Source organism: Roseateles sp. (assembly GCF_965262435.1).
Lineage (GTDB): Bacteria > Pseudomonadota > Gammaproteobacteria > Burkholderiales > Burkholderiaceae_C > Paucibacter_A.
Genome location: NZ_OZ253537.1, coordinates 1,960,036 through 1,974,864 on the forward strand (window position 1 = coordinate 1,960,036; position 14,829 = coordinate 1,974,864).

Genomic DNA, 14,829 nt, shown 5'->3' on the forward strand with positions numbered 1-14,829 from the left:
GACATCGCAGCGCCTGAGGCGCTGTGGGGTACAAGGGCGGCCTCGTGCCGCCCTTGTCTATTTCCGAGGGACGCTTCAGTTCTGTGCTTGAATTTGGCCCGGCGCGAGGAACGCCGAAATTTAGCGAGCACAAGAACTGGCCCCATGAGCGCAATCCCTTTGTCCGACATCACCCCTGGCCTGCTGGTCCTGCATGGCAACCGTGCCGAGCTGCTGGGCGATGCGGTGTTCGAGTGGCTGCGTCGCAGCCCTTTGCGCCCGCTGGAAGAGGAAGTGCTGCTGGTGCAGAGCAATGGCGTGGCCGAGTGGCTGAAGATGCAGTTGGCCAGCCAACGCGGCATTTGCGCCGCCACCCGTGTGGAGCTGCCTGCTCGTTTCATGTGGCGCACCTATCGCCAGCTGCTGGGGCGCGAGACCGTGCCGCCGCAGTCGCCGCTGGACAAGCTGCCGCTGACCTGGCGGCTGATGCGTTTGTTGCCCGAACTGCTGGAATCAGCGGCAACTTCCGATCCGCAAGCGGCCGAGGTCTACGCGCCCCTGGCTGATTTTCTGCAGCGCGGTGGCCTGGACCGGCGCCTGCAGCTGGCCCAACGCCTGGCTGACCTGTACGACCAGTACCAGATCTACCGCAGCGACTGGCTGGACGCTTGGGGCCTCGGCCACGATGTGCTGCCCGCCCAACTGGCCCCGGCGGGCGAACAGCTGGACCTGCGCCAGGCCCCGCCGCTGGCTCCCGATCAACGCTGGCAGGCCTGGCTCTGGCGCGCCTTGCTGCAGCCGCTCTCGGCGGCCGAGCGGGCCGGCACGCGGCCGGTGCTGCACCAGCGCTTCATGCAGGCTTTGCTGGATGAGCGCCAGCCGCCGCGCGGCCTGCCGCGCCGCCTGGTGCTGTTCGGCATGACCCATGTACCGCAGCAGACCTTGCAGGCCTTGGCCGCGCTGGCGCGCCATTGCCAGGTCATCCTGGCTCTGCCCAATCCCTGCCGCTACCACTGGGCCGACATCATCGATGGCCGCGAGCTGCTGCGCCAACAGCTGCGCGAGCAGCGCCGCCGCCAGCCTCTGCGCCAAGGCCGCGATCTTGCCGAGCTGCCGCTGGAGGAGATGCATGCCCACGCCCACCCCTTGCTGGCCGCCTGGGGCCGCCAGGGCCGCGATTTCGTGCGCGCGCTCGATGCCTTTGACGATGCGGCGCAGACCCAGGCCCGCTTCCCCGCCGCCAAGATCGACCTCTTCGATGAAGATGCCGCTGAAGGTGAGGGCTGCAGCCTGCTGCAGCAGGTACAGGCCCGCATCCGCGACCTGGTGCCCCTGGCCGAGCATGCCGGCTACGGCCGCAGCGCGCCCGAGCCGGCCCTGCTGCAAGACCGCTCCATCGTTTTCCATATCGCCCACGGCGCTCAGCGCGAGGTCGAGATCCTGCACGACCAGCTCTTGAGCCTGCTGGCCGCGCCGCCACCGCCGGGTGCGGCGAAGCTGCAGCCGCGCGACATTGTCGTCATGCTGCCCAATGTGGAGGGTTTTGCGCCGGCCATTCGCTCGGTCTTCGGCCAGTACGCGCGCAGCGATGCGCGCCACATTCCTTTCGACATTGCCGACTTGAGCGAGCGCGGCAACAACCCGCTGATGGTGGCGCTGGAGTGGCTGCTGCGCCTGCCGCAAGCCCGCTGCACCGCCAGCGAGCTGCGCGATCTGCTCGATGTGCCGGGCCTGGCTCTGCGCTTCGGTCTGGAGCCGGCCGATCTGCCGCGCCTGGCGCAGTGGATCAGCGGCGCCGGCATCCGCTGGGGCCTGAACGCCGGGCAGCGCGCCAGCCTGGGCCTGGCGGCCTGTGGCGAGCAGAACAGCTGGGCCTTCGGCCTGCGCCGCATGCTGCTGGGCTTTGCCAGCGGCCAGGGCGAAGCCTTCCAGGGCATCGAGCCCTACGGCGAGATCGGCGGGCTGGAGGCGCATCTGGCCGGCTCCTTGGCCGATCTGCTCGGTGCCTTGCTGGACTGGCAGGCGCAGAGCGCCAGCCTGGCCACGCCGGCCGAGTGGGCGGCGCGCGGCCGAGCCTTGCTGGAGACTTTCTTCGAAGCCAGCGACGAGCGCGAACGCCTGAGCCTGTCGGCGCTGAACGCCGGCCTCTCGGCCTGGCTGGAGGCCTGCGAGGCCGCCGGTTTTGTGGATCAGCCGGTGGACCTGGCCGTGGCCCGCGAAGCCTGGCTGGACGGGGTGGACGAGCCGGGCCTGAACAAGCGCTTCCGCGCCGGTGGCGTCACCTTCTGCACCTTGATGCCCATGCGGGCCGTGCCCTTCGAGGTGGTCTGCCTGCTCGGCATGAACGATGGCGACTACCCGCGCCGCAGCACCCGCAGCGATTTCGATTTGATGGGCCTGCCCGGCCAGCTGCGCCCGGGCGACCGCTCGCGTCGGCTCGACGACCGCCAGCTGCTGCTGGAGGCCTTGCTCTCGGCGCGGCGCCAGCTCTACATCAGCTGGAGCGGCCGCAGCGCGCGCGACAACAGCGAGCAGCCGCCCTCGGTGCTGGTCTCGCAGCTGCGCGACTACCTGGCCGCCGGCTGGGGTCAGGGCTTGCCCGAGGCGCTCAGCACCGAGCACCCGCTGCAGCCCTTCAGCCGCCGCTATTTCGAGCAGCCGGCCGACCCGCGCCGCTTGACTCATGCCCGCGAGTGGCGCGATGCGCATCTGCAAGCCGAGCCGGTGAGCGGCGAGCCCGTCGGCATGGATGCTGCGGCCGAGGAGGAGCAAGCGCCGCTCAAGCTCGTCACCCTGGTCAGCTTTCTGCGCAACCCGGTGCGCGAGTTTTTCCGCCGCCGGCTCAATGTGCACTTCGAGGATGCGGAAGACGAGGCCGGCGATGACGCCGAGGCCTTCGCGCTCGATGGCTTGCAAGACCACAGCCTGCTGGCCGGTCTGTTGGACCAGGTGCTCAATGCCCAGGAGCAGCGCTTGCAAAGCGGTGCGCCGCCACTCAATCAGGGCGATCTGGCCGAGCTGATCCGCCTGCAGGCTGCCCGCCTGCAGCGCGCCGGCCGCCTGCCCATGGCCGAGTTGGGCCGGCGTGAGGAGCAACGCCTGGCCGAGGAACTCCTGCCCATGCTGGACCGCTGGCTGCGCCTGCAGGCCGACTACCCCGATGCCGCGCCCAAGGCCCCGCTGCGCTTGGGCCCGCTGGACGATTGGCTCGACGGGCTGCAGCAGGCCGGCGAAGGCCTGTTTGCCGAGCGCGTCTGGCTGCAGCTGCTGCCCAGCCGCATGTGCGGCAAGGCGGCTGCCAAGGGCAAGCCGCCGGCGCTGCGCATGGAGCGCTTGATCGCCCCCTGGGTGCGCATGCTGGCGGCCAGCAGCTGCGGTTTTGACACCGTGCCCGGCGTGCTGGTCGGGCGCGATGCCTGGCTGCAGCTGCAGCCGCTGAGCCGGGAGGAGGCGCAGCCCCTGCTGGCCGATCTGATCGCGCTGTGGCAGCAAGGCATGCAAGAACCGCTGCCGCTGGCGCCCAAGACCGCGCTGGCTTTTCTCGATACCGAAAAAGGCAAGCCGGCCGAGGTCTTCGAGGGCGGCGGCTTTGCCTCGGCGGGGCGCCAGGCCATGCCGGGCGAGGGCGAGGAGATGAGCCTCACCCGCGTCTACCCCAGCTATGCCGCGCTCTGCGCCGATGGCCGTTTTGCCAATCTGGCCCAGCGCCTCTTCGGCCCTCTGCGCGCTTGGGCTGAGCAAGACGTGGTGATGCAGCTGCATCAAGCCGCGGAGGGCGACGCTTTGAACCTGGAGGCCCAGCCATGAGCACCATCGTGAACACGCCGGGCATTGCACTCGACCCCCTGAGCTTCCCGCTCTGGGGCAGCCGCCTGATTGAGGCCAGCGCCGGCACCGGCAAGACATGGACAATTGCGGCCCTCTACCTGCGCCTGGTGCTGGGCCATGGCGGCGAGGAGGCGGCTTTTGAGCGGCCGCTGCAGCCGGCCGAGATTCTGGTGATGACCTTCACCCGCGCGGCCACGCGCGAGCTGTCCGACCGCATCCGCGCACGCTTGCTGGAAGCGGCGCGTGTGTTCCGCGGCGAGTTGGCCGCCCCCGATGGGCTGCTGCAAGCGCTGCTCGAGGCCTACCCCGAAGGCCCCGGCCGCCGCGCCGCCGCCTGGCGCCTGGCCGCCGCGGCCGAGGGCATGGACGAAGCGGCTGTGCACACCATCGACGCCTGGTGCCAGCGCATGCTGCGAGAGCATGCCTTCGACAGCGGCTGCCTGTTCGACGAAGAGCTGGTGGCCAACGAGCGCCTGCTGCTGGACGGCGCCACCCAGGACTACTGGCGCCAGCAGGTCTACCCGCTGGCCGGCGAACAGCTGGATGCCGTGTTCGAGGTCTGGCCCGGCGTGGCGGCCCTGGGCGCCGATGCCCAGGCCTTGCTGGATCAGGAGCTGGCGCAGGCCAGCGAGGCGGCGGGTTTTGAGCAGGAACTGTCGGGCCAGCTGAGCGGGCTGATCGATGCGCTGCAAGCCCGGCGGCGTGAGGCCTTGGCAACCTTGAAAGAGGGCTGGGCTGAGCGTGCCGATGCCATGCAGCTGTGGTTGGACCTGCAGCTGGCGCCCAAGCAATGCCCTTTCAACAAATCCAAGCTGCACGAGCGCTACTACAAGCCCTGGTTCAAAACGTTGACGGCCTGGGCGCTGGACCCGACGCAAGAGTCCCTGGACCTCAAGACGGGCAGTACACGTCTCTTGCCCTCGGGCTTGGAAGCCGCACTGAAGCCGGGTGAGACCATGCCCGATCTGCCACCCGAGTTCGCCGCCTTCGAAGCGCTGCTCGCCGGCCTGGCCACCTTGCCCTCGGCCAGCGCACCGCTGCGCCTCCATGCGGCCCTGCACATCCGCGATCGCCTGGCCGAGCTCAAGCGCCAGGACGGCAGCTTCGGTTTCGCCGACATGCTGCAGCGCCTGGACGAGGCCCTCGATGAAGGGCGGCACGGCGAACATGCGCGCCGCCTGCGCGAGCGCATGCGGGCCCAGTACCCCGTGGCCTTGATCGATGAGTTTCAGGACACCTCGCCGCTGCAGACCCGCATCTTCGACCGCCTCTATCGCATCGCCGACAACGCGCGCGACAGCACGCTCTTGCTGATCGGCGACCCCAAGCAATCGATCTATGGTTTCCGTGGCGCCGATATTTACAGTTATCTGAACGTGCGCCGCCAGACCGAGGGCCGCCACTACCTTCTGGGCACCAACCACCGCTCGACGCAAGCCCTGGTGCAGGCGGTCAACACCGTGTTCGCCCGGGCCGAGGCCTTTGACGCCGGTGCCTTTTTGCTGGGCAGCGCGGGGCAGGCCAGCCCCTTGCCCTTCCAGCCCGTGGCGGCGCGCGGCCGGGGTGAGGTGTTCGTCAGCAGCCGCGGTGCTGTGCCGGCGCTGCAGCTGTGGCTGGACCTGGATTTGCAAGACGGCCGCGCCAGCCAGCAGCGCTTTGGTGAAGTCTGTGCCGAGACCATCGTCGGCCTGCTCAACGATGAGAAAGCCGGTTTCTTGAATGAAACCCAGGGCAGCTTCCAGCGCCTGCGTCCGGCCGACATCGCCGTGCTGGTGCGCAATGCCCGCGAGGCCTCGGCCGTGCGCGAGGCCATGCGGCGGCGTGGCCTGGCCTCGGTCTACCTGTCTGACAAGGACTCGGTCTTCGCCAGCGATGAGGCCCGCGACCTGCTGGCCTGGCTGCGCGCCGTGGCCTCGCCGCTCGATGCCCGCCTGGTGCGCGCCGCCCTGGCCAGCCCCACCCTGGGCCTGAGCCTGGCCGAGCTGGCCGAACTGGCCCGTGACGACGAAGCCTTTGATCTGCGCAGCGAGCAGCTCAAGGCCTTGCACAGCGTCTGGCAGCAGCAAGGGGTGCTGAGCATGTTGCGCCAGACCCTGCACCGTTTGCAGCTGCCTAGCCGTTGGCTGGCCGCAGGCCTGACGTTGCAGGTCAGCGGTGAGCGCCGCTTGACCAATGTGCTGCACCTGGCCGAGCTCTTGCAGGCGGCAAGCAGCCAGTTGGACGGCGAGCAGGCCTTGATCCGCTGGCTGGCGGCCCAGATCGCCGAGCCCGGTGGCACCGGCGGCGAGGAGCAGATCGTGCGCCTGGAAAGTGACGCCGATCTGGTCAAGGTGGTGACGGTGCACAAATCCAAGGGCCTGGAGTACCCACTGGTCTTCCTGCCCTTTGCCGCCAGCTTCCGCGCCGTGGACAAGCGCCGCGCGCGCTACGTCAAGCTGGAGCAGCAGCTGCATCTGGAGCCCGACGCCGAGCAGATCGCCGCCGCCGATCTGGAGCGTCAGCGCGAGGACCTGCGCCTGTTCTACGTGGCCCTGACCCGCGCCCGCCATGCCCTGTGGCTGGGTGTCTCGGCCCTGAAGGTGGGGCAGAGCGAAGACTGCCAGGTCCACCGCAGCGCCCTGGGCTATGTGCTCGGTGGCGGTGTGCCGCAGACGCCGGAGGAGCTCTGGACCTCGGCCGAGGATCTGGCCGCTGGCGACCCGGCGGGCATTCATTTGAACCGCCTGATCTACCGCCCGGACTGGCCCCGCAGCGCCCTGCAAGCGCGCGAGTCGGCGCCGCCGCTGCGCGAAGCCGAGGTGTATGAAGCCCAGTTCGAACGCCGCTGGACGGTCAGCAGCTTCTCGGCCCTGGTGCGCGCGCTCAGTAGCGCCAAGGCGCCCGCGCTGGATGCCGGCCGCCTGATCAGTGACGCCGCCGCGCGTGACGACGAAGACCGCCTGGCCGACCCCGAGGCCGCGGCCCTGGCGGCGCTGGCGCCCGCTGAAACCCAAACTTCAAGCAGCGTCAGCCTGTTGCCCGCCTGGCACCGCTTTCCGCGCGGCGCTTTTGCTGGCAATTTCCTGCACGACCAGCTGGAATGGCTGGCCGGTGAGGGCTTTGCCTTGGCCGAGTCCCCGGCCCTGCAAGCCCAGCTGCGGGCACGCTGCGAGCGCCAGGGTTGGGGCAACTGGTCGGACGAGGTTTTGAGCTGGTTGAATCGCCTGTTGCAAACGCCGCTGCCGCCGCTGAGCGAGGGCGCCTCGCTCGCGCGCCTGGACGCGCTGCTGCCGGAAATGGAATTCTGGTTTCCCAGCAGCGGGCTGAGCTCACAGTCCATCGACGCACTCTGCCGCCAGCATCTGCTCGGCGGCCGTCCGCGCCCGGCCCTGCCGGAGCGGGCGCTGCAGGGCTTGATGATGGGCTTTGCCGACCTGGTGTTCGAGCAGGGCGGGCGTTTCTGGGTGCTGGACTACAAGTCCAATGCCCTGGGCGAGCGCGATGCCGATTACGACCATGAGGCCCTGGAAGGCGCCATGGCCGAACACCGTTATGACGTGCAGGCCGCCCTCTACCTGCTGGCCCTGCACCGCCTGCTGCGCCAGCGCCTGGGCGAGCATTACGACCCGGCCCAGCACCTGGGCGGCGCGCTTTACCTCTTCATGCGCGGCATGGACGGGCCCCAGGCCGGCTGCCTGTGGGTGCGGCCGCCGCTGGCGCTGCTGGAGGGGCTGGAGGGCTTGATCGATACCCAGCATCAAGAAGAACAAGAGGAAGGGGCATGAACATAGACCCGATGACGCCTTCCGAGCTGCAGCAGGAATTGAAATCCTGGGTGCAGCACAAGTGGCTGCGTCGCCTGGACGCGGCCCTGGCCGGCTTCATGCACGAGCTGGACCCGCAGGCCGATGCGGCCGTCTTGCTGGCCGTGGCCTTGCTCAGCCATCTGGAGGGGCGCGGCCATGCCTGCCTGCCCTTGGCCCAGCTTTGCGAGAACGCGGCCGATCTGCTGGGCTGGGGTGCCGAGCCGGCGCAGCGTTTGGCTGAGCTGAACCTTCCGACGACGCCGGCCGGGTGGACGCAGCGTTTGGCGGCCAGCCCCCTGGTCTGGCAGCCTGGCGCGCCCGACAGCCACAGCCCGCTGGTGCTGCAAGGCCAGCGCCTTTATCTGCGCCGCTACTGGCAGTACGAGCAGCGTGTGGCCAGCCAGGTGTTGGCGCGCGTGGCCGCGACCGAGCGGCTCGACACGGCGGCGCTGCGTGCCTGGTTGGGGCGCTTGTTCCCCACACCGGCCGCGGGCCTGGACTGGCAGCAACTGGCCTGTGCCGTGGCCTTGCGCAGCCGCCTGGCCGTCATCACCGGCGGCCCGGGCACGGGCAAGACCTACACGGCCGCGCGCCTGCTCGCACTGCTGTTCGCCGTCCACCCGCAGCGCCAGACCTTGCGCGTGGCCCTGGCCGCCCCCACGGGCAAGGCGGCAGCGCGACTCAAGCAGTCCATCGAATCGGCCCTGCAAGGCCTGGCCGAGGCGCTGGCGCCGGACTTCGATCTGCGCGAGCTGGCCTCGCACATCGGCCCGGCGCGCACCTTGCATGCCTTGCTCGGCGCGCGACCGGACACGCGCGCTTTCCGCGCCGATGCGGCCCATCCGCTGGAGCTGGACGTGTTGATCGTGGACGAGGCGTCCATGGTTCATCTGGAGATGATGGCGGCCTTGCTGGAGGCCCTGCCGTCCGGTGCGCGCTTGATCCTCTTGGGCGACAAGGACCAGCTCGCCTCGGTGGAGGCCGGCGCCGTGTTGGGCGATCTCTGCCGCGAGGCCGAGCGTGGCGGCTACAGCGCGGCCACCGCGGCTTTTGCGCAGGCGGCGACGGGTCAAGTCTTGCCGGCCGACTACTTGCAGGCCGAGCGGCCTCAAGCCCTGGCCCAGGCCACCGTGATGCTGCGCGAAAGCCGGCGTTTTGGTGGGCCGATCGGTCAGCTGGCCTTGGCGGTCAACCGCGGCGATGTGGCGGCGGCTCAAGGCTTGATGGCGCAAGCAGAAGATCAGGCTTTGCTGCAGCTGCCCGCGCCCGAGCCGGCTGATGTTTTGCGCCTGGCCCTGCAGGGGCGGCCCGGTGCGCCGGGCGGATATGCCTCGTATTTGCAAGCCTTGCGCCAGCGCCCGCCGGCGGAAGCGGGCCTGTTGGCCTTTGAGGACTGGGCGCGTCGGGTATTGGGCGAGTTCGAGCGCTTTCGCCTGCTTTGCGCCGTGCGAGCGGGCGTCTGGGGCACCGAGGGGATCAATCTGGCGGTGGAGCGGGTCCTGGCCGAGGCGGGCCTGCTCAGCCGGCGCGGCGAGTGGTACGAGGGCCGGCCCATCATGGTCACGCGCAACGACCCCAGCGTCGGTGTGTTCAACGGCGACATCGGCATCGCGCTCAAGCCGCACAAGCTGCTCGATGCCCAGGGCCTGATTCCCCTGCGCGCCTACTTCCTCGACGGCCCGCAGCTGCGCTCGGTCGGCGTGAGCCGGCTCAACGATGTGGAGACGGCATTTGCGATGACGGTGCACAAATCCCAGGGCTCGGAGTTCGAGCACACGGTGCTGGTGCTGCCCGAGCAAGGCGGCAGCCATCTGAGCCGCGAGCTGGTCTACACCGGCATCACCCGCGCCCGCAAGTTCTTCACCCTGGTCAGCCCCCAGGCCCAGACCTTCCATCAGGCCTTGCGCCAGCGCACCCGGCGGGCCAGTGGCCTGCTGGACTTGCTGGCTGTTTGAGTCTTCCTCACTGAAATTTTTTCACGCCTGCAGCCCATGCCCAGATTCCTGCACACCGCCGATTTGCAGATCGGCCGCTTGTTCAGCAGCTTCGATCCCGAGGATGCCTTGCCCCTGGCCGAAGCGCGCTTGGCGGCCGTGGAGCGGCTGGCCGCACTGGCCTGTACACACGAGGTCGATGCGGTGCTGGTGGCCGGCGATGTGTTCGATGCGCAGACGGTGTCGGAGCGCACGATACGCCGCATGTTCAATGCCATGGCGGGTTTCAGCGGGCCCTGGGTGCTGATATCGGGCAACCACGATGCGGCCCTGGCCGAGAGCGTGTGGACGCGCGCGCAGCGCCTGGGCGCGGTGCCAGCCCATGTGCATCTGGCCCTGCGGCCCGAGCCCTTGCTGCTGGAAGCCTGCCGCACGGCCATCCTGCCGGCGCCGCTGAGCCAACGCCATACCTACGGGGACAGCACGGCCTGGTTCGACGCGGCCGAAACGCCGCCGGGCTGGCTGCGCCTGGGCCTGGCCCATGGCAGCGTGCAAGGCATCCTGGCTGAATCCATGGTCGACGCGACCAACCCGATCGCACCGGACCGCGCGGCGCGTGCGCGCCTGGACTACCTGGCCCTGGGCGACTGGCATGGCGGCAAGCGCATCGAGGCCCGCTGCTGGTACAGCGGCACGCCCGAGCCGGATCGATTCAAGGCCAATGAGTCCGGCCAGGCCCTGCTGGTGGAGATCGATGCGCCCGGTGCGGAGCCGCGCGTGCAGGCGCTGCGCACGGCGCAGTTCGACTGGCTGGAGCTGAGTGCCAGCCTTCGCGTGGCCAGCGATCTGGACGGCTTGCTGCAGCGCCTGGAGGCCTTGCCGGCCCACACCGTATTGAGCTTGCAGCTCGAAGGCCAGTTGGCGCTGGACCTGCATCAGCGCTTGAATGCCGCCCTGGCCGTCTTGCGCGGGCGCCTGCGTCATCTGAGCGTGGAGGCCTCGGCCCTGAACCTGGCGCCAACCGACGAGGACATCGCCGCCCTGCAGGCCGATGGCTATCTGGCCGAGGTGATTGCGGAGCTGCGCGAACTGGGAGCGGCCGGCACGGCACCGAGCTCTGAGGAGCCGGGCGAGGCCGAGATCGCCCGCGAGGCCCTGGCCTTGTTGACCGCCACTCTGGCCCAGCGCCGCACGGAGCTGTCGGCATGAGCGCGCCTCTGCAACTGAGCCGCCTGCGCGTCGAGCAGCTGCGGCAGTTCCGGCAAGGATTCGAGCTGGCGAACCTGCAGCCCGGCCTCAACATTTTTTGCGGCCCGAACGAAGCGGGCAAGAGCAGTCTGGTGCGCGCCATCCGTGCCGCGTTTTTTGAGCGGCACCGCTCATCGGCCGTGGGCGATCTGCTGCCCTGGGGCGACAGCAGCGCCGCGCCCAGCGTGGAGTTGGACTTTGCTTTCGATGGCCACCAGTACCGTCTGGCCAAGAGCTTCGGCAAGCGGCCGCGCTGCGACTTGCGCATCGATGGACGCAACCTGGAGGGCGCGGAGGCCGAGGACCATCTGGCCCAGCTCTTTGGCTACGGCTTTGCCAGCCGCGGCGCCAGCAAGACCGAGCATTGGGGCATTCCGGGCTTGCTCTGGGTGGAGCAGGGCACAGGCCAGGAACTGCGCGAGGCGGCACAGCATGCGCGTGAGCATCTGCATGGCGCCTTGCAAAGCCAGGCCGAGCGCCTGGAGCAGGGCGCGGCCGCCCAGGTGGCGGCCAGCGGCGGCGATGCGCTGCTCAGCGAGCTGCGCGCCCAGCGCGGCGAGCTGCTCACGGCCACCGGCAAGCCTCGCGCCGAGCTGGAGCAGGCCGCCCAGCGAGTCCAGGTCTTGCAACAATCGCTGCAGGATCTGGACCTGCAGATCGCCCGTTATCGCCAGGATGTGGACCGCCTGGCCCAGCTGCGCAGCCAGCACCAGCGTGACGCGCAGGAGCGGCCCTGGGAGCAGCTGCAGCAGCAGTTGCTCCAGGCCCAGCAGGCGCAAATAGCGCTGCAGCAAAGCGAGCAGCAGCTGGGCGAGGCCCGCCAGCGCCTGAGCCAATTGCAGAATCAGCAGCAATTGCTGCAGCGGCAGCTGCAGGCTTTTGCCGAACAGGAGCGGGCCGCCGCCCAGCGCGAGCAGGCCTTGGCACAGGCCTGCGAACAGCTGCAGCGAGCGCAGGCTGGCCTGGCCCCGGCGCGCGAACAGTTCAAGCACAGCAGCGCCCAGGCACGCCAGGCCCAGGTCCAGTTGCAACAGGCGCGCCAGGCCGAAGCCGCGCGCCAGACCCTGCAGCAGCTGGAGGCAGCGCAGCAACAGCAAGCCCGCTTGACCGAGGCCATGCAGCACGCCGAGACCGCCCAGCAGCGCGTGGCCACGCTGCGCGCGTCACAGGGGCTGCAGCGGCCGCTCACCAAGGCCGACTTGGATACCTTGCGCAAGCTGGATCAGCGTCTGCGCGAGCTGAGTTTGCAGCGCCAGGCCTTGGCCACCAGGCTGGAGTTCAAGCTGGATGCGGGACAGCAGCTGCGTTTGCGCCAGGAGGGGCAGGCCGAGGCGGAATCTCTCGCGGGCCAGGGTCAGGTCTTGCTGGCTGCGCCCGGGGTGCTCGATCTACCGGGCCTGGGCCGCTTGCGCATCACGCCAGGCGGCCAGGATCTCGACGGTCTGGAGGTTCGCTGGAGCGAGGCGCGGGCAGAGCATGCCGTGGCGATGGAGCGTTCGGGCGTGCAGGACCTGGCCGAGGCCGAGAGTCGGTTTGCTGCCCAGCAGGAAGCCTTGGCCCAGCTCAAGCTGGCCGAGCAGGCTCTGGCCTTGAGCGCGCCGCAGGGCCTGGCGCGGCTGCAGCAGGAGCAGGCAGATCTGCAGGCTCGGCTCTTGGTTTTGCAGGATGCGTTGGCGCAGCAGGCCGCCGGTGAAGCGGCGACGGCGCTCGGCTTGGCTGAGGCTGAATCTGCGCTCGACGCGGCCCAGCGCTTGGAAGAAGCGGCCCGCCAGCAGCTCGGCCGCCTGGAACAACAGCACAGCGCGATGGAGGCCCAGCAGCTGCAAGCGCAGCGCGAGCTGGAACTGGCCCGAGCTCAGTTGGCCGAGCCCGGTCGATTGGAGCGGCAGCGCGAGCATCAGCAGCAGTGGCTGGCCGGTGAGGCAGAACTTGCAGCTCTGACCTCACGCATCGAAGCCCTGCAAGCCAGCCTGCACCGCGCGCGGCCGGACATCGTCCAGCAAGACATCGCGCGTCTGCAGCGCAGCGTTCAGCAGCTGCAGCAGGCCCATCAGGAGCTTGCGGTACAGATCCAGCTGATCGAGCAGAGCCTGCAGCAGGCGGGCGCGCAGGGCTTGGACGAGCAGCGCGAGCAAAGCGCCGGTGATCTTGCGCGTGCCCAGCGTCGCTGGCATGAGCTGCGGCTGCGCGCCGCTGCACTCGATCTGCTCTGCCGAAAGCTCGACGGCAAACGACAGGCCAGCCTGGCCCGCCTGCAAGCGCCGCTGCAGCAGCATTTGCAGCGCTATGTGCAGCTGCTGTTCCCAGATGCCCGGCTCGATGTGGATGAGGCCTTGACGCCGGGCTTGCTCCAGCGCGGCGTGGAGAGTGGTGACTTCGAAGCACTGAGCTTTGGCGCTCGCGAGCAGCTGGGGTTGATCAGCCGTTTTGCCTATGCCGACCTCTTGCAAGAAGCCGGCCGGCCGACCTTGCTCATCCTCGACGACGCCTTGGTGCACAGCGATGCTCAGCGACTGGCGCAGATGAAGCGCGTGATCTTCGACGCCGCGCAGCGCCACCAACTGCTGCTCTTCACCTGCCACCCCGAGGACTGGCGCGATCTCGGCGTCGCCCAGCGCAGCCTGCGCTGATCGCCAGCGGCCTGGGCGTGAAAGCTACGCCAGGGCCGCTGTGCTGCAGCAGGAGCAGAAAAAGTGGAGCCAGAAACAAAAAACGCTGCGAATGCAGCGTTGGATGTGTGTGGGGTGGAGGGCTTCGGGTTCCGCGGAACCGATCTGCCTCATCGCAGGGATATGAACAAGAAAATAACTGGTCGGGGTGAGAGGATTCGAACCTCCGGCCTCTACGTCCCGAACGTAGCGCTCTACCAGGCTAAGCTACACCCCGATTTGTTTTTCTGACTTGTTCGGCCGCTCTGCGCAGGTGCTTTTTAAACGGGGTTTAAAAGGACCGCTCAACCGACTGAGCCGCAAATTCTAGCAGAGATTCTTGCCACTTGCTAGCCGGTAGCAAATTCAGGCAGTCGCGGGCCAGCTTCGCTTCGGCGCGTGCGGCCTCGCGCGTGGCCTCTAACGCGCCGGTTGTGCGGACGATTTCCACGATCTCGCTCAGGCGTTCCAGCTCGCCGTGCTCGATGGCATGGCGGATCAGGGTGCGTTGCTCCGGGCTGCCGCGCTCCATGGCGATCAGCAGGGGCAGGGTGGTCTTGCCTTCACGCAGGTCGTCGCCGACGTTCTTGCCCAGGGCCTGGCTGTCGCCTTCGTAATCGAGCACATCGTCGATCAGCTGGAAGGCGGTGCCCAAGGCGCGGCCGTAGCCGGCGCAGGCTTCTTCCACTTCGTACGAGGCGTCGGCCAGGACGGCGCCGAGGCGGGCGCTGGCTTCAAAGAGCTTGGCGGTCTTGTAGCGGATCACGCGCAGATAGCTGTCGACCGTGATGTCCGGGTCGTGCATGTTCATCAGCTGCAGCACTTCGCCTTCGGCAATCACATTGGTCGCCTCGGCCAGCACTTCCAGCACGCGCATGCGGTTCACCGACACCATCATCTGGAAGGCGCGCGAGTAGAGGAAGTCGCCAACCAAGACGCTGGCGGCGTTGCCAAATAGAGCGTTGGCGGTCTGCTTGCCGCGGCGCAGCGAGGACTCATCGACGACATCGTCATGCAGCAGCGTGGCGGTGTGGATGAACTCGATCACAGCGGCCAGCTCGAAACGCTCGGGCTTGTCGTAGCCCAGGGCGTTGGCGAACAGCAGCACCAGCTTGGGGCGGATGCGCTTGCCACCGGCGTGAACGATATAGCCCGCAATCTGGTTGATCAGCGCGACGTCAGAGCCAAGCCGGCGGCCGATGACGGCGTCGACTTCGAGCATCTCGGCGTTCAGCGTGGCAAGGGCCTCGCTCAGCACGGGCTTGGGGGAGGGGGACGAAGCAGGCGCAGCGTGCACTCTCGGCTCTCAATTTGGCGAAGCTGTGATTATAGGAACAGCGTCGCACTGCTCGCCTCAAGCGACGCGCGGCCAGCGTGCCCTCCGGGCGTGGCGCGGCTGAGAGGGGA

6 protein-coding genes and 1 tRNA gene are annotated in these 14,829 nt (G+C 68.7%); 5 read left to right on the forward strand and 2 right to left on the reverse strand.

Annotated features, from left to right (window positions below):
* The first annotated feature begins 144 nt into the window (after window positions 1-144).
* The 5 genes from recC to ACQY39_RS08530 are packed head-to-tail and all read left to right on the forward strand — an operon-like array spanning window position 145 to window position 13,404.
* Window positions 145-3,786 carry an exodeoxyribonuclease V subunit gamma gene (gene recC, locus ACQY39_RS08510; protein ID WP_428505249.1) on the forward strand — a complete coding sequence of 1,214 codons (3,642 nt, stop codon included), beginning with the start codon at window positions 145-147 and terminating at the stop codon, window positions 3,784-3,786.
* Complete coding sequence (recB, locus tag ACQY39_RS08515; protein WP_428505251.1) at window positions 3,783-7,571, forward strand: exodeoxyribonuclease V subunit beta; 3,789 nt, start codon at window positions 3,783-3,785, stop codon at window positions 7,569-7,571. Before recC ends, recB begins: the two co-directional genes overlap by 4 nt.
* Window positions 7,568-9,547 carry an exodeoxyribonuclease V subunit alpha gene (recD, locus tag ACQY39_RS08520; RefSeq protein ID WP_428505253.1) on the forward strand — a complete coding sequence of 660 codons (1,980 nt, stop codon included), beginning with the start codon at window positions 7,568-7,570 and terminating at the stop codon, window positions 9,545-9,547. Before recB ends, recD begins: the two co-directional genes overlap by 4 nt.
* A gap of 36 nt (window positions 9,548-9,583) precedes the next feature.
* Window positions 9,584-10,735, forward strand: coding sequence for a metallophosphoesterase family protein (locus ACQY39_RS08525; RefSeq protein WP_428505255.1), 1,152 nt, complete (start codon window positions 9,584-9,586; stop codon window positions 10,733-10,735).
* Entirely contained in the window at window positions 10,732-13,404 is a 2,673-nt protein-coding gene (locus tag ACQY39_RS08530; protein WP_428505257.1) for an AAA family ATPase, read from the forward strand. Before ACQY39_RS08525 ends, ACQY39_RS08530 begins: the two co-directional genes overlap by 4 nt.
* Before the next feature lie 179 nt (window positions 13,405-13,583).
* Here ACQY39_RS08530 and ACQY39_RS08535 read toward each other — a convergent pair.
* Both ACQY39_RS08535 and ispB read right to left on the reverse strand, forming a co-directional pair.
* Window positions 13,584-13,660 (reverse strand) — tRNA-Pro (locus ACQY39_RS08535).
* Window positions 13,661-13,714: 54 nt separating this feature from the next.
* Window positions 13,715-14,644, reverse strand: coding sequence for an octaprenyl diphosphate synthase (gene ispB, locus ACQY39_RS08540; protein WP_428510759.1), 930 nt, complete (start codon window positions 14,642-14,644; stop codon window positions 13,715-13,717).
* Between the last annotated feature and the right edge of the window lie 185 nt (window positions 14,645-14,829).

What these genes read in the sequence shown, in the direction of transcription:
- recB (WP_428505251.1), top strand. Translation starts at nt 3,783, where the DNA reads ATGAGCACCATCGTGAACACGCCGGGCATTGCACTCGACCCCCTGAGC.
- ispB (WP_428510759.1), bottom strand. Translation starts at nt 14,644, where the DNA reads ATGCTCGAAGTCGACGCCGTCATCGGCCGCCGGCTTGGCTCTGACGTC.
- recC (WP_428505249.1), top strand. Translation starts at nt 145, where the DNA reads ATGAGCGCAATCCCTTTGTCCGACATCACCCCTGGCCTGCTGGTCCTG.
- ACQY39_RS08525 (WP_428505255.1), top strand. Translation starts at nt 9,584, where the DNA reads ATGCCCAGATTCCTGCACACCGCCGATTTGCAGATCGGCCGCTTGTTC.
- ACQY39_RS08530 (WP_428505257.1), top strand. Translation starts at nt 10,732, where the DNA reads ATGAGCGCGCCTCTGCAACTGAGCCGCCTGCGCGTCGAGCAGCTGCGG.
- recD (WP_428505253.1), top strand. Translation starts at nt 7,568, where the DNA reads ATGAACATAGACCCGATGACGCCTTCCGAGCTGCAGCAGGAATTGAAA.